Origin of the sequence: Coleofasciculus sp. C1-SOL-03, from assembly GCF_040220555.1 — a bacterium.
Taxonomy (GTDB): Bacteria; Cyanobacteriota; Cyanobacteriia; order Cyanobacteriales; family Coleofasciculaceae; genus Coleofasciculus.
In genome coordinates this window covers 1-19,468 of the sequence record NZ_JAVJUO010000177.1, presented here as the reverse complement: position 1 = coordinate 19,468, position 19,468 = coordinate 1, and the positions used below count along the sequence as shown (strand labels likewise).

General features: G+C 45.0%; 11 protein-coding genes, 1 tRNA gene and 5 pseudogenes. 9 read left to right on the top strand and 8 right to left on the bottom strand.

What is annotated here, in order from left to right:
• Positions 1–14 precede the first annotated feature (14 nt).
• The 4 genes from RIE73_RS27975 to RIE73_RS27960 form a co-directional block, all read right to left on the bottom strand.
• Entirely contained in the window at positions 15–1,886 is a 1,872-nt protein-coding gene (locus tag RIE73_RS27975) for an ABC transporter ATP-binding protein (protein WP_446404284.1), read from the bottom strand.
• A gap of 100 nt (positions 1,887–1,986) precedes the next feature.
• Positions 1,987–3,207, bottom strand: a complete 1,221-nt coding sequence (locus RIE73_RS27970; protein WP_446404283.1) for a glycosyltransferase — start codon at positions 3,205–3,207, stop codon at positions 1,987–1,989.
• Positions 3,208–3,534: 327 nt separating this feature from the next.
• Positions 3,535–4,695 carry a glycosyltransferase family protein gene (locus tag RIE73_RS27965; protein ID WP_446404282.1) on the bottom strand — a complete coding sequence of 387 codons (1,161 nt, stop codon included), beginning with the start codon at positions 4,693–4,695 and terminating at the stop codon, positions 3,535–3,537.
• A gap of 46 nt (positions 4,696–4,741) precedes the next feature.
• On the bottom strand, positions 4,742–5,989 hold the full coding sequence (locus RIE73_RS27960) for a glycosyltransferase family protein (RefSeq protein ID WP_446404281.1): 1,248 nt from the start codon (positions 5,987–5,989) through the stop codon (positions 4,742–4,744).
• Positions 5,990–6,318: 329 nt separating this feature from the next.
• On the opposite strand from RIE73_RS27960, the gene RIE73_RS27955 reads away from it, so the two are divergent.
• Both RIE73_RS27955 and RIE73_RS27950 read left to right on the top strand, forming a co-directional pair.
• Complete coding sequence (locus RIE73_RS27955) at positions 6,319–8,340, top strand: serine/threonine protein kinase (RefSeq protein WP_446404280.1); 2,022 nt, start codon at positions 6,319–6,321, stop codon at positions 8,338–8,340.
• Positions 8,341–8,400: 60 nt separating this feature from the next.
• Positions 8,401–9,636: a serine/threonine protein kinase gene (locus tag RIE73_RS27950; RefSeq protein WP_446404279.1), complete on the top strand. Its 1,236-nt coding sequence runs from the start codon at positions 8,401–8,403 to the stop codon at positions 9,634–9,636.
• A 7-nt stretch (positions 9,637–9,643) separates the two neighbouring features.
• Here the strand turns inward: RIE73_RS27950 and RIE73_RS27945 are convergent, their stop codons facing one another.
• Both RIE73_RS27945 and RIE73_RS27940 read right to left on the bottom strand, forming a co-directional pair.
• On the bottom strand, positions 9,644–10,267 hold the full coding sequence (locus tag RIE73_RS27945) for a type IV pilin-like G/H family protein (protein WP_446404278.1): 624 nt from the start codon (positions 10,265–10,267) through the stop codon (positions 9,644–9,646).
• A gap of 286 nt (positions 10,268–10,553) precedes the next feature.
• Entirely contained in the window at positions 10,554–11,822 is a 1,269-nt protein-coding gene (locus tag RIE73_RS27940; protein WP_446404277.1) for a glycosyltransferase family 4 protein, read from the bottom strand.
• Between the two features lie 765 nt (positions 11,823–12,587).
• Here RIE73_RS27940 and RIE73_RS27935 point away from each other — a divergent pair.
• A tRNA-Ser gene (locus RIE73_RS27935) sits at positions 12,588–12,676 on the top strand.
• Positions 12,677–12,773: 97 nt separating this feature from the next.
• Here RIE73_RS27935 and RIE73_RS27930 read toward each other — a convergent pair.
• A complete protein-coding gene (locus RIE73_RS27930) occupies positions 12,774–14,228 on the bottom strand; it encodes an isochorismate synthase (RefSeq protein WP_446404276.1) in 1,455 nt (484 codons plus the stop codon).
• 198 nt (positions 14,229–14,426) lie between these two features.
• On the opposite strand from RIE73_RS27930, the gene RIE73_RS27925 reads away from it, so the two are divergent.
• From RIE73_RS27925 to RIE73_RS27900, 6 genes and pseudogenes are all read left to right on the top strand, one after another.
• Complete coding sequence (locus RIE73_RS27925) at positions 14,427–15,092, top strand: cytochrome P450 (protein ID WP_446404275.1); 666 nt, start codon at positions 14,427–14,429, stop codon at positions 15,090–15,092.
• A gap of 144 nt (positions 15,093–15,236) precedes the next feature.
• Positions 15,237–16,151 (top strand): annotated as a pseudogene (locus tag RIE73_RS27920) (RNA-guided endonuclease InsQ/TnpB family protein); the annotation flags it as partial.
• A 20-nt stretch (positions 16,152–16,171) separates the two neighbouring features.
• A pseudogene (locus RIE73_RS27915) lies at positions 16,172–16,423 on the top strand (cytochrome P450); the annotation flags it as partial.
• Positions 16,424–16,491: 68 nt separating this feature from the next.
• A pseudogene (locus RIE73_RS27910) lies at positions 16,492–17,107 on the top strand (IS607 family transposase).
• Positions 17,108–17,136: 29 nt separating this feature from the next.
• A complete protein-coding gene (locus RIE73_RS27905; protein ID WP_446404274.1) occupies positions 17,137–18,717 on the top strand; it encodes an IS200/IS605 family accessory protein TnpB-related protein in 1,581 nt (526 codons plus the stop codon).
• Positions 18,718–18,758: 41 nt separating this feature from the next.
• Positions 18,759–18,965, top strand: a pseudogene (locus RIE73_RS27900) (cytochrome P450); the annotation flags it as partial.
• A 22-nt stretch (positions 18,966–18,987) separates the two neighbouring features.
• Here RIE73_RS27900 and RIE73_RS27895 read toward each other — a convergent pair.
• Positions 18,988–19,468 (bottom strand): annotated as a pseudogene (locus RIE73_RS27895) (RNA-guided endonuclease TnpB family protein); the annotation flags it as partial.

Sequence of the window (19,468 nt, the reverse complement as noted above, 5' to 3'; positions counted from 1 at the left end):
ACTTATGGCGACATCTAACGCCCGATTTGAGCGGTGTTATGCCGGGATGAAAGTTGATCATAATCATGATTTTCAATGGCAACTTGTAGCCGATAAAGGGTGGCGTACCGCTGACCTAGACCCATGAGTTCGGCATGAGTCCCGCGTTCTAAGATTCTGCCTTTCTCGATATAGAAAATCTGGTCGGCTGAGGTGGCAGATCTCAAGTCGTGGGTAATCAGAAATGTAGTAGAATTATAAGTTAATCGTTCTAGTGCTTCGCTAACAGCGCGTTCATTTTCGTTATCTAAACCAACGGTTGGTTCGTCTAAAATCACAATTGATGCTTGACGTACTGCCGCCCGCGCGATCGCAATCCGTTGTCGTTGTCCACCTGAAAGTGTCGCCCCCCGTTCTCCCAGGATGGTGTCATAGCCTTGGGGCAGTGCCATGATAAAATCGTGAGCATTCGCCAGGTGCGCGGCGACGATAATCTCATCCTCCGTCGCACCCAGGGAACCATAAGCGATATTGTCCCGCACAGTCGTGGCAAATAAAACGCTATCTTGCAGGACAATACTAATTTGACGGCGCAAGGATTCTAGTTTGTATTCTCGCAAGTCATGTCCGTCAATGAGAATTTGCCCTTCTAAGGGGTCATAGAGGCGCAGGAGTAAACTAACTAACGTAGACTTACCGCCCCCAGAAGGACCCACTAATGCCACCCGTTGACCCGCTTGCACCTGAAAGTTGAGACCGTCTAATATACCTTTATCCGGTTCATAGCCAAAGCTAACATTTTGGAAACGGACTGCACCTCGGAAAGGGGGGGCGTCCACAGCACCCCGCGTATCCCGAATGTCAGGAACCGTATCCAGGAGATCAATTATCCGTTCTCCGCAAGCTGTGGCTTTGGCAATCTGTGCCGTATACCTAGCCAATTGGCGTGTGGGTTTAAAGGCGGTTTTCAGGTAGGTGATAAATACCAGTAAATCGCCCGGTGTCACCACCTTAGCCATGACCAATTGTACCCCGCGCCACAACACCAATGCCGTCGCGATCGCCACTAATATCTCTACGGTGCGTTGCAATCCCGCCGACAATCGCTGCGTCTGCGCCCCTTCTGCTAAACTCTTCTGGTTTTGGCTAGCAAACGAATCCTCTAACATTCCTTCCAAAGAGAGGGCTTGCACCACTTTAATCGCCCCCATCGATTCCGCCACCGTCGCCGCCATTGCCCCTTCCCGTTTGCGCTGCTGGCGGGCAATTCCGTGAATCCGTTTGCTAATTTTCAAGGTGGAGATCACAAACAGGGGAAAAATCGCGATCGCAATCAGGGTTAATTCCCGATTCAGCCAAAACATCACGCTCACTATACCAACAAAGGTGAGGGAGTTAACAATTAGTGGTAAAGCTGCCGTTACTGCCACCTCACGCAGTTTATCGGTATCATTAGTAATGCGAGTAATCAGGTCACCACTTTTTGCCTGGTTGTGGAAGGAAAGGGACAGACGCTGCAAGTGAGCATAGAGTCGGGCGCGGATATGGGTAACAATACGAGTCGCCGCTAGAGACATCCCCACCAAACCAATATAAGCCGCCACAGAACGCAACCCCGTCGCCACCACAATCGCCACGGTTAAGATAGTCAGCAGTACAATGGGTTCAGCATTATCGAGTAAGGGGATAGTCAGGTCAGGCGTAGCCACATCCGGCACAATCAAGCGGTCAAAAATTAATTTTAGGGGCCACGGTTCTAAGAGTCGGATCACAATTTCACCCACCAGTCCCAAGCATGCGATCATAAGTAAAACGCTCTGCTTACGGATTTGGGGCCAAAATCGCTGCACAATCCGCTTCATTGCGGGTAAGGCTTGCTGTATGTTTTCTGGGCGTTTTTGTTTCATTATCAAGTTCAGTTGAGTGTGGAAGGATAGAAGGGTAGAAGAGTAGGAAGTTAAGAATATTTCAGTGACCAATCAACAATCAACAATCAACAAGCACCCATTAAACCAACCTAACCCTAGCCATAGCCGGAATCTCTTGCTGTTTTAAAACCTGCTGATACACCCAGTTCCAGTTCTGTTGTTCTCCAGAAGGAGTAAGTTGGGTTTTAACTTTACTCTGAGCGGCAATTCCTAACTGTTGGCGTAAACTTGGCTGATGAATCAACTCTCGGAATGCCAGGGTTAATTCCTGGCTAGAGGCAGGATTTACTAGCAAAGCATCAATCCTATTTTCCAAAATCTCACCAATCGCATCAACCGTGGTTCCCACAATGGCTCTACCTGCCAGCATCGCTTCGAGTAAAGCATTGGGACAGCCATCATGTAGGGAGGGAATGGCAAAAATATCCAGATAAGGCAGGTAAGCTAGGGCGTCTTGGCGACTAATCTTTCCAGTAATTAACACTTGATTAGCAATACCACTACGGCGAAGTTCTTGTTCCCAGTACCCCCGCTCTTTTTGCACAAAATCTCCCACCAGCAGCAGCGTTAATTCGGTTTCTTGAGCCAGTTCAGCACAAGCATCTAGTAAATATTCCAATCCTTTTTTATCGCGGAAATTACCCACTGAACCAATCACCGTTCCCCGGAACTGCTCAACTAACGCTGGGGTGGTAAATTGGTCAAAATTAATGGGCGCGATCGCGTTTAAAAAGGCTGAGGATTTCTCCTGGATACTGGGAACCAATACCCTAGCTCGATTCATTAAATCCTGGCTAACAAATGTTACCCATGAAGAATTATCCAGCGTCCAGGTAATTTGTCCATGCTGCTGGGGACTAAAGCTATGCTTATGCAGGTCAGCCCCGCGAACACTATTGATAACAGGCAGATTGTTTTCTCGCGCCAGAAGTGTGGTTAAAAACCCAGTTTCGTTAATAAAAAAGCCGTGAAATATATCAAACCTATGGAGTTGATGTAACTGTTTTAATTGACTATAAATATCACACAAATAATCTTGTTCTTTTGCACTCGTCGAACGAATGGCTGGCTTGAGGCGATGCACCATAATCCCATTCTGTTCAGTCGTTTGACAACTAGAGCGTCTGTATTCGCCAGCCAACGCTTTTTCTCGTTCAGTCCGGAAAACCGCTCGGAAAACCGCAACATGGACTTTATAGCCTAAATCTTTTAACATTTGAGCGATACGCTGAGCCGACTCGCCCACACCCCCAACATCAGGGGGATATTCTAGGGTCGTTAGACAAACGTTGTGTCTCATGATTACGGTAGCTGATTGGGCAGAAGGATTTAACGGATGAGAAGGCGCAGAACTACAATTCTCCTGGTTTCCGCCCCTGCTGAATCAGCTAGGGGTTAACTTGAGTAACAGCTTTGATGCTGCTATCCATAGCTTTACAAATCTACATGAACTTTTAATGAAACTTTTATGAGAAGAGTCTCATGGGAACACCTGTGTAAGCCGTTTAGGGGCGACCCGCCTACCTAAATTAACAATTCAAATCCACTAAAATTACTCGGGTCGCCCACCTTAAGCTAGGTTTGTAGTTGCGCTGTCTTCTTTAGAGCGCAGAGTGTCAAAGATAGGTCACGCTGCCACCTCTTGGTTCTGGAAAAGCCCCCGCAAACAAGCACTTGTCTTATCCACACCATTGAAATCAAACGTAGCGGCTGTTGGTTGTTCGTTGAGATAAGTGATTATTTTGTGGGCAAAGGTTTCAGCTTGTAAGTCTTCGGAACAAATTGCTTTGACAATGCCTAGCTGTTCTAACTTTTTGGCACGAATCGTCTGTTCTTGATCATTATTGCCCGTAAACGGCAAAATTATTGCCCGAACCCCCGTCATCAAAATATTCATCGTCGTGTTGTATCCCGACATACTAATCGACAAATCAGCCTGTTGCATATAATTCAACAGGTGAGGGGTATAACGTTCAATCGTGATATTGGTTTGACTTGCTGCCAGATTTTGCAGGTTGGCAAACACAGCGTCGGGAACGAAGGGTCCGGTAAATATCTGGATATGATGAGGTAACCTTGCTTGTAAAAGTGGTGCTGTTTTAACCACAGATTCGAGTAACTCATGTCCAAATCTGCCGCCGCCAACACTCACCAAAATCATCGGTTTTCTCAGAGTAGGCATAGCCTGAATCTCTGGGGGACACTGCACGACATAGCCAGTGTAATGTACCTGGCAATTAAGATCATCCACCCGCGAAAAACTCTCTGCCAACGGTACGAATTTGGGATCACCATGAATCAGCAACATATCAAAATACTGATTCATTAACCGACAAACTTTCTCTTCATGACGTACCTGATTTTGCTTGGTGACTACGATATCGCGCAAACTGCTAACAATTTTGGTTCCTTTGGCTTTAGCCTCTTCAAGAAGCGGAATTAATTCAGCCGAAAATCGCCGTCTGCCAAAGGGAAATAGCTCAACCATGAGAACATCGGGTTGGAACTGCCCGAATATCTCCAGCAATTGATTTTTGCGAATCTCTAAAACTTCATCTACGCTGTTGAACCCGGCGGGAATTTGCAGGTTTTGAAATTCTGAGTCGGTTTTAATCGCTGGCAGATTGACTATTTCAATCTCTGGAGGAACTTTAAATCCCTGGATCACTTCCCCACCATTAATAAAACATACGTGAAAATCGGGGATCAGACCTCGGACAATTTCCATGCTGCGGATTAGATGTCCAATTCCCAGAATGTGTTGGCAATAAAACATGAGTTTTTTCATCGGATCAATATCTCCAGGTTGTTGTTGGTCATTTTGTCAATGATAATCAAGCTTGTTGTGTGGAAATAACTTGGGGAAAAAGAATGGGTTTTTTGGATACAAGTCGGGTTGTCGGACTATGTAATAAGGTGTGGATATCTTGGGCAATCTGATGCAGTGCATCCAAGTCCAAACGAGAGACAGGGGGAAAATGGTGACTTCTGCTATTGAGTTGTTCTAAAACGGCATCCATCAAAGCCGCAGGTGTCAGCAAATCGGGATGAATAGTTTTGAATAAACCAAGACCAGCCATGCGTTCGGCGCGAATCCATTGCTCTTGAACCGGTTTAATCCGGGGAACCACAACTGCCCGTTTATTCAAGGAGATAATTTCGCAAATGGTGTTATAGCCACCCATAGAAACAACGGCGTCAGCCGCATCCATGTAACTGGCAATGTCGTCAGTAAATTCGCAAATCTGAACCTGTGGATACGGCTGGATTTTCTCCTGCAATGCCTGTCTCTGAAAAAGTGGCATTTCCGGTCCGGAAATAATCAAGCTTTTGATGTTATGCTGAGGGGATAACTGTGCTAATCCTTGCAGATAGGTATCGACTAAATCGTAGCCATCACCACCACCCCCCGGTGTGACTAAAACAAATTTCTCATCTGGCTGAATTTGCAATTCCTGACGTAGGACGTGACGCGGTTTTTGTCCATAGTCTCGGCGGATATAGCCGCAGAACCGTACTTTTTGGGCAATGCAGGGTGAGAATTGATATTCCCTGGAAAGGTCAAATACCTCTGGCATACCCACAACTAGCACTTGGTCGTAGTACCATTGCAGCGCGTCATAGTAGCCATACTTTTGCCATTCTTTGATGGTAGGTTCAGGACTGTCCAAAATATCTCGCAACAGCAACACCAGCTTGGTTTCCGGAAGGCGGAGTTTCAGGTAGTCCAGCGTCGCTTTCAACTCTTCTTGTAAGCCGTAGGGCTTTTTATCCACCAACAGCAAATCAGGCTTGAAATTGACGGCTGCGACTTTAATCAAGTCAGAGCGCAGTTTCACCGTTTCATCAGCGGCTGTGTTTAGATATTTAGCCGCCACTTCACCGGATTCATTGCGTCCAAAGCAAGGTAGTTTAATATAATCGAGTCCCCGAGGCATCCGGAAGCTATGCAGCACAGGCGAACCTGATACCACTAAAATTGAGAGTCCAGGTATAGCATCAAGCAGGTGATTGCAGATGGCTAGCATCCGGCGGATGTTACCGAGACCGAACGAATCGTGAGAGTAGACCATCAGTCTCATGATTAAATATCTCCCAGTACGTTTATGCCGACAGTCAACTCATCGTCTATGTCTACTGTTTTGAGTGTCTCAATCCTGGATGAACGGCTGGTGAAGTATTTGTGAACAAATGTAAAAAAATGATGAGAAACTTTTCATAAAAATGTTTCATGGTGAAAGGCACTAAGTAGTCAGACAAAAGTAAACGGCACGTTTGCATAAATTAACAACTGTCGTCCACTCAATTTACTCGGGTCGCCCTCTCCTCAACTGTTTGTGTCAGAACGTATTTCTTGAGCGTTTCCACCCAAAAGGAGATAATTGAGTCATAATAGAGTACGACTAAAACCATGACGAACTATCCTGATTGGTCTAGCAACGGCTACCAAGTCCTCCGCGAACTCGGACATAATCATCTAGGTGGCAGAGTTACCTATCTTGCCCTTCAACTTAACACCCAAAAACCCGTCGTCATCAAACAGTTTCAATTTGCCGCCTTAGATGCAAGTTGGGCAGAATTTGAAAGTGTTGAACAAGAAGTCTCCATGCTACGGGGTCTGAATCATCCGGGTATTCCCCGTTACCTTGATTCTTTTCACACCCCTGATGGTTTCTGCATGGTACAATCCTACATTGAGGCAGAGTCTTTAGCCACTCCACGGCGTTGGACTCCTCAAAAGATCAAGCAGGTTGCCCTTGCTGTTCTCCAGATTCTGGCAGATTTACAATCTCGAACCCCACCAATCATTCATCGAGATATCAAACCAGAAAATATTCTGTTAGATGAACAATTTAATATCTATCTAATCGACTTTGGTTTTGCGCGGACAGGTGGTGGAGAAATCGCGGCTAGCAGCGTCGTCAAAGGAACGATGGGATTTATGCCACCTGAACAGTTATTTAATCGACAGTTAAGCGCCGCCTCTGACCTTTACAGCTTAGGTGTCACCTTAATTTGCTTACTGACGGGGACAAAATCTGCTGATATCGGCAATTTAATGGATGCCAATTATCACCTTCATTTCCAGCATCTGGTGCCGCCACTACAGCGAGGATGGATGAATTGGTTACAAAAAATGGTTGAACCTCGACTGGCTGACCGTTATCAGAATGCGGCAGATGCGTTAGCCGCACTCAGACCGATTAATGTTAACAGTTTACCCAAAGTCAGACTCAGCCGAAAAACGTTGGAATTTACCGCTTCCCACTATGGAGAGAAACTGACACAAACGATTAGCCTTACTAATCCAATTCCTAATACAGTCTTGGCAGGAAAATGGAAAGTTGATCCCCATTTTCGTGATCCCCCTCATACTCCTTATGACCACCCGTGGATATCATTTACACCGCCGAACTTTGAGTCGAACAAAATTGATTGTGAAATCACAGTAGATACGAGCAAACTCTGTGCTGGAGCGACTTATCTGCGCCAGATTTTATTACGCAGCAATTCTTCGCCCAAAACCCATGCTCTCACTATTAAAGTTCAGACAGCATCATTGCCACAACGACCAAAACCTGATGGATTATTTTTCTTAAGATTAAACATTTTATTCTGGATACCAATTGTACTCGTATGGCTGGCTTACCTCCCAAAAACTTCCCTGACTGGGTACATCGCTGTCACTTTTTTACTTTTGCTATTCGTCTGGTTTTTAGCCATAGAGATTATGGCAAATGCAATAACATTAGGCAAAAATATTAATCACATGAATCATTTTGTGGATGTAATTGTAACTATTTTAATGTCTATACTTTCGAGTGTGCCTTTAGTGGTGCTGCCTTTTATTGCCGCTATAAAATCAACGTTAATACTAGAAAATAAATTGTTTTTTCCAGTTTTGATAATTGGAATAGTATTTTTGTTGCTTTCTTTGCCAAGATTGGTTCCAGAAAAAGGTTTAGAATCTACCGATGATTTGTATTTATTTTCCTTCTTAATTACTATGTTATTTTTGCCTATATTTATCGAAACATCACCTTTGTTAGTAATTATACTGCCAACACTAGGTATACCGATATTTTTGTTCATGTCTAGGTTAATTTGTGCAGTAATCTGGGAATTAGTAAGGGCAATATTCAAGGATCAAAATAAAATAGGATTTAACCCAAAAGATACCACCGCAGCAATTCTGATTAGTGGTGGACTAGGGATTAGTTTAGCCTCGGTATCTATCGGGATTTCCACCTTTTTGTCACAATTTGGACAGCCCCATTTTGAAATATTTGAACATTTTTTTGTACTAATTGTCACCATTACTCCTGTTACCATTATTAGTTATCACCTGATCAAACTAATTTTAAAAAAGGTTCACTACCTAAAAATTATCAACCAATATCGCACCTCTGAACCCTATCTAATTAAGCCATAAGTCAATCGGTACGAGTTCTTAGTTACTGGTTATTACTCAATTAACAACTCAATAAAAACAATGAACTCCTTTCCTGATTTTTCCAATTACGGCTATCAAGTTATCCGCGAACTCGGTCATAATCGTGCCGGAGGTCGCATTACTTACCTTGCCACTGAAATTAACACAGGTCATTCTGTCGTAGTTAAACAATTTCAGTTTGCTCGCACTCGCACCAGCGCCAGTTGGTCAGACTATCAGGCGTATGAGCAAGAAATTAACGTCTTACGTTCCCTCGACCATCCTAGTATTCCCCGTTATCTGGATTCCTTTCAAACATCAGCAGGGTTCTGCATGGTGCAAGAATACAAAAATGCACCATCATTGGCAACTCAGCGAACCTGGACACCGGAACAAGTTAAACAGATTGCTATCTTAGTTCTAGAAATTATCCAATACTTACAATCACAAATTCCCCCAGTCATTCACCGAGATTTGAAACCGGAAAATATCTTAGTGGATGAGCAAATGAATGTTTATCTGGTGGACTTTGGGTTTGCCCGGACGGGTGGTGGCGAAGTGGCTGTCAGCAGTGTCGTCAAAGGCACATTAGGATTTATGCCGCCGGAACAAATGTTTAACCGTCAACTCACGGTTGCTTCTGATTTATATAGTCTCGGTGCAACATTAATTTGCTTACTCACGAACACCGTTTCTACAGAAGTTGGCAGTTTAATAGATGAATCCAGTCGGATGAATTTTAAACAGCGGGTTCCTCACCTCAGTCAAGATTTCATTAATTGGCTACAAAAAATGGTAGAACCCAATTTTAAAGACCGTTATTCCTCAGCAGAAGCAGCATTAGATAGTCTTGTTCCTCTACAGATATTGCGCTCAATTCAAGTTCCTAAACTTGTCTGGATTAGGGTTGGTTTGGTTGGTGTTAGCGTTGCTGTATTATTGCCACTTTTCATCAATATACTGTCTAAGCTAGAGTTTCATACTCGCTTGCAAGTAACCACAGAACCCAATTCCAGCGAAAATTTAAAACGTCTCTCCATCACCGAAGAACGGATTTATTTTTCAGTAAGTTTAGAAAATCTGGAAGAATCGGAATACAATAGCAGTTGTCAGATGTTTGACCAAGATGGTAAATTAGTTGCTATGGGAGAATCGACACTCAACGCTTCATCAGAGGGATTAAAGGCTTGGTGTTGGTACGATTTTCAAGATGCTGATCAACCAGGACATTGGACGTTTAAATTTTCTGTTGATGGTCAAACTGTAGCGCAAAAGGATTTAGAGGTCTTACCTTGAGGGGGTTTCACTCGTTGGGAGGACAGTGGATTGTACCCTTAATGAGTTTGGGGAGAGTCGTGGGCAAGGTATGACCTTCAACAGCACAAACTTTAGTTAGGATAGTCATCTTATCAGTTCCCTCGACTTGAGTTGCAAATACTGCACCAAGATAATGTTTAAGTTCGGGATGTTGAGCTTGGGCAATAACAATTATACTCTGTGGTAATTCTGTTGTGGATTTGCTGACATTCAATGCTGGAACAGGTCGCATTGGTGATACAATGTGGTAGTCATAGGATGCTGTTTCTGTATTAAGTTTTAACTCTAAGTCGGCAATTGACCTGGCAAAATGACCTGATTTGAGATAATCAGCTTGTAGCGCTTGGTTAATTCTATTAATGTTTGTTTTGGCTTCTGCCTGATAATCAGCTTTTCGCGATCGCTTATTGGTTTTGTCAAGATTGAGGATTCCTGTTTCCTGTTGAGAATAAGTACAGAAACCAAACCAACCATTACACTTAAAGTCATAATTGGGTAATAGTAAGCTAGCCGTCACACAACTGTAAAGAACCATTCGCACTAGCCACCCTGACAGAGTAAAGCGATGCTTTTGATTAAATGCTGTTGGGGAGGGTGAACTCTTAGTCATTGTTCCCGTATCTACGGCTAATACCCAGTCAGCTTTTGTATCCCCTTGGAAACCTTGAGCCTTTGGTCTTATCTTTTTTCTGCCTTAAAACCTTGCCCTGATCAAAAGGTGAGCTGTTAACCCGGATGAGTAATGTTACGGACTATTTATTGGGAATACAGTAGATACACCCAATAATTTTGTAGATGCACCCGAGTTTCAGCACCCTGACTTAATCAATTGTAAGTGAACTTTTCTAAGTGGGGATGAGGGGTGTCACCCCACATCTGCTCCGCTCGACTTGAATTCACGCACTGGCTTGTTCCAATACCTGGGAAGAGTTTCGGACTAACTGGAGATATAAGTCACTGAGTTGATGCGCCACACCATCCCAGCTAAACTTATCTTCCACCCGCTGTCTTGCCCTTTGACCCAATTGATTGCGCCAGTCGGGGTTCGACAAAATCCGGTCTATTGCTTCAGCAAACACCACCTCATCTTTAGGCGGCGCCAGTAATCCGGTTTCTTCAGGTACAACCGTAAACTGCAACCCACCGACATCACTGGCAATAACGGGTGTACTACAAGCCATGGCTTCAATTGCCACTAAACCAAAGGGTTCATAGTGACTGGGAACCACACAGACATCAGCCGCCGTATAATAAACCGAGAGAAGTTCATCGCTAATGCGTCCGGTAAATAGGGTAATATCCCTCATTCCCAGTTCATCAACGATCGCCTCTATCCGTTCTCGCTCAATCCCGTCACTTTGACCGGGACGAGATCCGCCACCAATAATCAGTTTCACTTGGGGATCATGGCGGATTTGGGAGCAACCCACGGCGCGAACCAGAGTTTCTATGCCTTTACGGGGATCAAAGCGTCCCACATAAAAGATGATTTTCTGATCAGGATGCCATCCTAATTGTTGTCTGGCTTGAGGGCGGTCAATTGCGCCAAAGCGTTCAATGTCTGTCCCACAGGGAATGATCTGAATATGACCCTTACTCGAAACCAGCGATCGCATATGGTCTCTTTCCTGGGGAGATGTTGCCACAGTTCGTTCTGCTGTCTCTAACACCGCTTTTTCCACGTCCAAGCGAGTCCCTGCAATCATCGGGATCGCTTCGACTGACTGATACTTCACCGCACCTAGAGAATGGTAGGTATGAACTTGGGGAATCGATTGCCGCTTTTTCCACTGCATCCCCACCCAAGCGGAAATCCAATAGTTGGTATGCACTAGGGAATAGCGAACCCCTTCCCACTCCTGAAACCGCAGCAGATTCTCTAAGAATTCCCCGGTATAGCCAAAGATTTTATCCCGGGGGACAAATGCCTCTGGACCCGCTTTCAACCGAATCGTCCGACAACGGGGGCTATGGTCTACGATAGTCGGAGCATCAGCATTGGCTTTTCGGGTAAACATATCTACATGCCATCCCCGATGGGCAAGGGCTTCACCCAGATGGCGCACGTAAACATTCTGTCCACCCGCTTCTTCTTTACCAATTTCTACGGCGGGATCGCCATGAACGGAGATGAGAGCAATATGCTGTCTATGTTTACTGTTCATAGGTTGGTCTAATCCTCGATTTCAACAAGGCTTAAAGTTGATTAAGCGTTTGATACTTGTGCGGCTTTTTCCGGCGTTCAGGTTTTTGGTTGAGAAAACCTTAAACGCTGAGCGCTTTGTCCGCATCAGACTACAGGATGGTAAATGTTATGAACCCTTAACTTGCCATCAACAAAGGGTGATCTAACCGCTTCTAAAAACCTAGACAAACCTACCCATCAGTAATTCTGCCTTGGTATAAGTCCACGGTGTAACTTTTGGTCGATAACCCTATCAGTGGGAATACTTGTACCACATTTGCCTCCCTTTTACTTTTCGCAGAAATAGTGAAGTAACTGAAACGATTTCGGTTCAGGCTGGTAGTTCCCTACAATAGAGCTTGAGAAAGGATTTTCTCTTTCAGGTCATGGACGACTTTACCCGACTACACCAAATGTCATACGAAACCTCATAGTGTTGTGTTACAGCTTAAAGGGTGCAGACTTAGCAATAGCGAATGAAACGAGCTAGGTTTTACTGGTTTGAAAAGAGTATAGCTTTTAGATCTTAAAGTTGCAATATGTAAAGAAAAATTTAGTTCTGTGAAGATATTGCTCGGGTTAACTACCCCCGTTTGGGTGGGGACAAGTCAGAGGGCATCCAGAAGGCAGAAGGCTCCAGGGCAGAAGATCAGGGTAAGGTGACAAGGTAGAAGAGATAATTTCCATCAAGTTACCCCTAGACAAAAAGGGATTATCATCTGCTATGATAGTCAAGCACCGCCTTGGAGAGGTGGCTGAGTGGTCGAAAGCGGCAGATTGCTAATCTGTTGAAGTGTTTAGGCGCTTCCGAGGGTTCGAATCCCTCCCTCTCCGTTTGATTAACTCCTCAAGATGAACTAAGCCATTGGTTCAACGTTTGCCATAGCCAGAAATCAGAAATGACAAATGACGAATGACAAATGACGAACAACTAAAGCAATGCTTTGAGTAATGCCTGAAGCTTGAGTTGGATTTCTGCCAGTTCTTTGTCGGGGTCAGAACCTGCCACAATTCCCGCCCCAGCGTAGAGTCGAGCGCGGTAGGTATTGTCATGAGTTGGAGAAGAGGGGTTGCTGTCGATTAATGCTGAACGAATACCGACGATGAACTCACAATTCCCTTGATAATCGATCCAACCTAACGGCGCAGCATAGAGGGAACGGTCAAAGGTTTCGTAGCGGCGGATCTGTGTTTGAGCAATCTGGGTAGGGACACCTGCGACAGCAGGGGTAGGATGAAGTTGGGCAACAATGTCTAGGGGGTGGACATTGGTAAACAGTTGGGCTTGAATCGGTGTCCACAGATGCTGGATGTTGGAGAGTTTAAGCAGTTGGGGCGCAGGTAAGTATTGGGGGATGAGTCCCAACTCAGATAAGCGTCGAGTGATAAAATCGAGTACAAATTGGTGTTCGCGCTGCTCTTTTTCAGAACCAAGCAAGCGATCGCCAAACTCAGCATCTTCACTGGCAGTTCTTCCACGGGGCGCTGATCCAGCTAAGGCATCCGTTACCACGAGATGGTCACGAATACTAATTAACCGTTCAGGACTCGCACCGAGAAAGTTCTGTCCTTTACCATTGCTGGCACAAAAAATATAGCAATCCGGATGGCGTTGGCGCAGATTCTCCAGGGAGTGGATGACGTTAAAGGGCTGGTGGGAAAAAATATCAACGGCATTAGCCAGAACAATCTTACTAAATTCATTTGCCTGGATCAAGTTTAATGCAGCGACAACCGCTGACTTAAACGCTTCCGTATTAATGGATTTGGGCTGGATCAATGGAGAGGAATTAATCCGGGTCAGCGAACTGGGTTTAGGGTCGGAAAAGTTAAGTTCAGCAATTTGATGATAGAGTTGTTGCAAGAGTCGTTTAATGTTGACGTGAGGAGTAACTTGAACATTCGCCACTAATGTACCGCTATTCCCCCGAAACGCCACTTGCCAACGGGGAAGAAAAATGGTAGCGGCTCGAAACGGGTAATTTTGATTTAAAGCAAAAAATGTAAAAAAGCAAAAAAAGTGCGGTCCGGCAAAAAAGATAGTTTTATTTCGTTCGCTCCAAATCCAAGTGTCTTTTAGATAATTCTGGATAACGGTCTTAGCGTGTTGAAATCGATTACTTCCTTCTAGTTCAGCATAGATCGCGGCATCAATCGCCAGAATCGCTTCATTTTCCTTTCTTTTTTCTAAATAAAACTGGAATTGTGAAGTTTTACCCAAAATTTGCAGTACCGCCAGAGGATCAACCCTGGGAATTGGCACAGAAATACTGGCAATTTGAGTGCAGCCTTTCTCAATCGATGCCTGCTGACAAGCGACAAGGAACTGGTATAGCTCCTTGTGGTCTGGCAAGCGATCGGTATGAGATGATGATAAATACGCCATGTACAAGAGGATTGCAGATTTTGGGTGATCCAGGCAAGACAGTTTCCCCAGATGTCGGCTACACGACTCAACGTTCCTGCCTTTCTATCTACCATTGCATATTTTGCCCAGTCAGCCATAAGGGAGTTAATCCAGTTGACTGAATCCCCCGCCTTATGGGTAAAGTGTTACCTGTTGCCTCAGCCCGGAAAAATTTGAATGAAATTGCCTGATGGTCCGACGTTGCCGTTTTTTGTGCAAACGCTGCAACTCATCGCTGATCCGCTTAAATTTCTCGACCTCTGTACGCAGCATTACGGCGATGCCTTTACCCTCCGCTTACTGGGTCGGAACTCCCCACCTGTGGTCTTTTTCAGCCACCCCCAGGCAATTCAATCCATATTTACCACGTCCTCGGATAAATTTGAGTTGGGTAAAGTCACCGATGTCTTCCGCCCTCTGACAGGTTCTACCTCCCTGATTATGTTAGATGGACAGCAACACCAGGTCATGCGGGGGTTGTTGATGCCGCCTCTGCATGGGAAACGGTTGCCTACCTACAGTCGGCTGATACGGGATATTACCACCGATGCGATCGCGGATTGGCAGCCCGGATCATCCCTTCGCATTCGGGACTACATGTCGGAAATTTCTCTCGAAGTCATCTTACGGGTAGTGTTTGGTCTGAATTCGGGCGATCGCTATGACAGGCTGAAACAACTGATTGAACCCTTCTTGAACAATATCACCTCCCCCCTGAACTCCATCCATTTTTTCTGGACACCATTGCAGCAAGATTTGGGTGGGTGGAGTCCCTGGGGCAAGTTTGTACGGCAACGGCAGCAAATTGATGATTTAACTAATGAGGGGTTTGGGGAGCTATAAATCTCGCGCCATACATTTCGACTTCGCTCAATGTTGGCGCTGAGATGCCTTCACTCCCCAAGTCAATTGAGTGAGGCTCAATGCCTCCGAAATTGACTCTTACCGCAACTTGACACTTACAGTAAAAGGCATTATGATCAGTGATTCAAAAAGTATGGGCAAATGAAGTCGATGCTTTTCCCTCAATTTGTAGTCAATCCAATAACCGGATGGCAGATCAAGCTACCCAAATTGGGAAAAGTTCAGATCAATTTACACCGCCCAATCCCTGATGGGTTTGTAGTTAAGCAGGTTAGGGTAATTAAAAAAGCGGTGGGTTGGTTTACCGTTATCAGCATTTGTTCTGATATTTCTATCCCTGATGCTGTGCCTCATGGTCACTTTATTGGGGTAGATGTTGGATTGAATAGTTATTTGGCTACCAGTGATGGCTTCGTAGAACCGGGGCGCAAATTCTTCAAGAATATGCACCGTAGGCTTAAAGTGCTGCAACGCAGACTATCCAGAAAAGAGAAACGTTCTAGGAACTACGAAAAAGCCAGAAGCAAAGTAGAGAAATTACACAACCATATTGCATTCAAGCGAAAAGACTATCAGTACAAGCTAGCCCATAAGCTATGTGATATGGCGGGAACTATCTTCCTAGAAGACATTGATTTCCGCACCATGGCTAAAGGATTCCTGGGCAAACATACGATTGATGCAGCGTTTGGTCAGTTCAGGGATATCCTCTATTATGTGGCTAAACAACGCGGTGTTTATGTCGCTGAAGTTGACCACAGAGGCACATCCCAAACTTGTCCAAATTGTCGCATTGAGGTTAGGAAAGAACTATCTGATAGGTGGCATAGTTGCCCAGAATGCAAATATGAAGTCGATAGGGATATAGCCTCGGCACAGGAGATTTGTAACCGAGGTTATGAGCAACTGAGTACCCAGGGACTCTGGGGGAAAGAAATTGGCTGTCAAGTCGGGCTGTCGGGGGCATTTAGCCTAGATAAGTGGCGCAGGGCAGCAATGTCCAACAGTGATGTTGGAAGCCCACACCATAATCTATGATTTGGTGTGGGAGGATGTCACTCACCTTGTTATTACTGGGTCACGAAACCACGGCGTCTGCTTTGGCGTGGGCGTTTTACTGGCTGCATCGTCAGCCGTTATGCTTAGAGAAATTAACACAAGAGTTAGACAGCCTGGGAGAGAATCCAGACCCTGATGCGATCGCACAACTCCCCTATCTTACGGCTGTCTGTAAAGAAGCGCTACGAGTGTACCCGATTGCCTTAATTGCTCAACCGCGTCAGGTGAAAGCATCGGTGCAGATCCAAGGGCTTGTAGCAGTCGCCTAAATGCCTAGATTTATCTATAATCGACAAGCGAGATTTCCACGGAAAAATCTATGGGTCGATTGTTGTCTATAGGGGAAGCCGCCGCCGTCAAGGGAGTGTCTATTGACACCTTGAGGCGATGGGAGAAAGAAGGAAAGATTCAGTCGATACGAACACAAGGAGGACATCGCCGCTACGATATCGACAATTTGATTGACTTTCGGGAGAATCGCAAAACGGTTGCCTATGCTCGTGTTTCCAGTCATGACCAGAAAAACGACTTAGAGCGACAAGCATTAGTTTTAGAGGCTTACTGCCTGCACCATGGCTACAATTTTGAGATTATCAAGGATTTAGGCTCTGGACTCAATTACAAAAAGCGAGGACTACAAAAGCTACTCCAGCTTATTATGGACGAGCAGTTAGACCGACTAGTGATTACTAACAAAGATAGGCTGTTGAGGTTTGGGTCAGAACTCATATTTAGCTTGTGCGAATACGCAGGCATAGAAATAATCGTTCTGAATCGAAAGGAAGATTCGAGTTATGAGGAAGACTTAGCTGCCGACGAAAAGAGAGATTATTACGGTATTCTCCGCTAGGCTGTATGGTTCGCGTTCCAGGCGCAATCAGAAGATTTTAGAGAAACTAATTGAAGTAGTTGACGACAAGGGTAAATCTCAGTAAAATACATAAAACATAGATTTATTCGACCAATGCCATCGTCCGAGTCCCGCACCTATGTCACAACAACAACCGTTCCTTGGGCGGTTGCGTACTTGAATGACGCGGCGACTATCGGCTATGATGCCAAGATTGAGTCCTTGAAGTGGCTTTTAGAGAAAAAACCTGCCAGTAAGTCAAGACTTAATCAGCAACTACAACAAAACCACAGCCTCAATAAGCGACAGGCGAATAGTATCATCGCTTATGTTGAGGGACAGGTCAAATCCTCTAAAGAGAGCCGTGGCAATCATTTAAAGCAACTTATTGGTCAACTCAAGCACACGACAGAAGTTATTGAGAAGTTAGAAAAGAAAATTAAAGCGCACCGCAAATATCTGCAAGCATTTGAACAGGTAAACCGAGGGAAAAGGAAGAAAGTCCCCCAATCCCTCAAACCTAAGTATCCAGAAGCTTGCCCGATGCGGTGCGCTGATCATTTGACCCTATATCAGTTTGCCCAAGTCAAACTGCATCAAAAGAAACGCTATGCTCATAAACTGAGGCAAAAAATCGCCCACCTCAAAGCATCTGATGAGCACGTAAATTTGGGCAATAAGTATACCGTGGAGATGATTGGCTCCAAAGATGAATCCTACGGAAATCAGATTTGCCAGTTAGATCTAATTGGAAAAGAACTTCATATTCGAGTCCCCTATGCTCTAGAGCATCGATACGGTTCATGCATCCAATTTCCAATTCGATTACCTCAACATGGAACCGACTTATTGGCAACAGCTTGGTATAACAGACAAGCCTTAACCTATCGATTCATCCAGAAAAGTTTAACGGAGTGGGAAATCCATATCACCTTTGATGTCGAACCCGCTCCCAGAATAACTGCACCTGTTTCTTGGGGAGCCATCGGTGTAGATCTCAATCCCAACTGTATTGGTTGGGCAATGACTGATAAGGATGGAAATCTGGATGGCTTTGGTCAAGTCAAGGTCAATATTCAATCTCAACCAAAGGGACGTACTGAGGCTATTGTGGTTGATGTCGTTACTGACTTGACCACAATAGCCTTGGAGTATAAGCGCCCCATTGTTGTCGAAAAACTTGATTTTACCGAAAAGAAAAAACGGTTGCGTGAGCTAAATGCAAAGGCACGCCGTATGTTGAGTAACTTTGCTTACTCTAAATTTCTTCAACTTCTTAAAGCTAGATGCTTCAAACTGGGTATCCAGGTTATTGAGGTCAATCCTGCCTATAGTAGTTGGATTGCATTGATTAAGTTCATGTCGATGTATGGCATGAATAGTGCCACAGCGGCTGCTTTCGTGTTAGCGCGGCGTGGAATGTTTTTGTCTGAGAGACTGCCAGCCAATACAGCCTACCAAGGAACGGAACCAAGGAAGCACGTTTGGTCAGACTGGCGGTCAGTGGCGAAACGTACCAAAGGTTCGTCTCGCCATTCTTTTTTCCAGCCTAGACTTACAGTCTACTCCAGGTTACGCTCAGTACGGGGCTTTCATTCTCCTCTATGGGATGAAGCGATATCGGCTGTTGACAATCCGAATGGGGAGCTTGGAGAGGTCGGTGAAAATCCGACAGGAAGTCGTTATACCGCGTGACGGCGTATCATGCATAGTTTTGCATAGATATTTTTTAGCGGTATGAATTGGAGCCAGGAGCGATCGCAGTACCCTGTATTTATTTAACCCACCGTCGCCAGGATGTCTATCCCGAACCTGACCAGTTTAAACCTGAACGCTTTATGTCTCAGCAGTTTTCCCCCTATGAGTATTTCCCCTTCGGTGGCGGTAGTCGTAGCTGTATCGGTATGGCGTTGTCCCTATTTGAATTGACATCCTCCCTCGCCGGAGACGAGGGATTCCCAAACCTCACGATTTAGGTTTCTGCTTCCTACCCCTTTGACTACGCTCAGGAGTTTTTCGCAACTGCCCTTTGGACTTATGTCCATCGGGTCTTATGTTCGCTCCACAGACTATCACCGCAAGCCCTGCGGCTAGAATATTATTCGCGGCATTAATATCTCGGTCATGGTGAGTTCCACATTCCGGGCAATCCCACTCCCTGACATCAAGCGGCAATTTATCAATAACGTGACCACAATGTCCACAGCGCTTAGAGCTGGGAAACCATCGGTCAATTTTAACCAGCAATCGACCGTACCACTGGCACTTGTATTCCAACTGTCTAACCAGTTCGCTCCAGCTTGCGTCAGCAATTGCTTGTAGAGACGTAGCATGCTACGTCTCTACTTATGGTTTTTCATCATGTTCTTCACGGCTAAGTCTTCGACAACAATCGTTTGATTTTCACGTACCAGTCGAGTCGTTAGTTTGTGAAGAAAATCTTTAC

What these genes read in the sequence shown, in the direction of transcription:
- RIE73_RS27960 (WP_446404281.1), bottom strand. Translation starts at nt 5,989, where the DNA reads ATGAGACTGATGGTCTACTCTCACGATTCGTTCGGTCTCGGTAACATC.
- RIE73_RS27975 (WP_446404284.1), bottom strand. Translation starts at nt 1,886, where the DNA reads ATGAAACAAAAACGCCCAGAAAACATACAGCAAGCCTTACCCGCAATG.
- RIE73_RS27940 (WP_446404277.1), bottom strand. Translation starts at nt 11,822, where the DNA reads ATGAACAGTAAACATAGACAGCATATTGCTCTCATCTCCGTTCATGGC.
- RIE73_RS27970 (WP_446404283.1), bottom strand. Translation starts at nt 3,207, where the DNA reads ATGAGACACAACGTTTGTCTAACGACCCTAGAATATCCCCCTGATGTT.
- RIE73_RS27955 (WP_446404280.1), top strand. Translation starts at nt 6,319, where the DNA reads ATGACGAACTATCCTGATTGGTCTAGCAACGGCTACCAAGTCCTCCGC.
- RIE73_RS27965 (WP_446404282.1), bottom strand. Translation starts at nt 4,695, where the DNA reads ATGAAAAAACTCATGTTTTATTGCCAACACATTCTGGGAATTGGACAT.
- RIE73_RS27945 (WP_446404278.1), bottom strand. Translation starts at nt 10,267, where the DNA reads ATGACTAAGAGTTCACCCTCCCCAACAGCATTTAATCAAAAGCATCGC.
- RIE73_RS27950 (WP_446404279.1), top strand. Translation starts at nt 8,401, where the DNA reads ATGAACTCCTTTCCTGATTTTTCCAATTACGGCTATCAAGTTATCCGC.
- RIE73_RS27925 (WP_446404275.1), top strand. Translation starts at nt 14,427, where the DNA reads ATGAAATTGCCTGATGGTCCGACGTTGCCGTTTTTTGTGCAAACGCTG.
- RIE73_RS27930 (WP_446404276.1), bottom strand. Translation starts at nt 14,228, where the DNA reads ATGGCGTATTTATCATCATCTCATACCGATCGCTTGCCAGACCACAAG.
- RIE73_RS27905 (WP_446404274.1), top strand. Translation starts at nt 17,137, where the DNA reads ATGCCATCGTCCGAGTCCCGCACCTATGTCACAACAACAACCGTTCCT.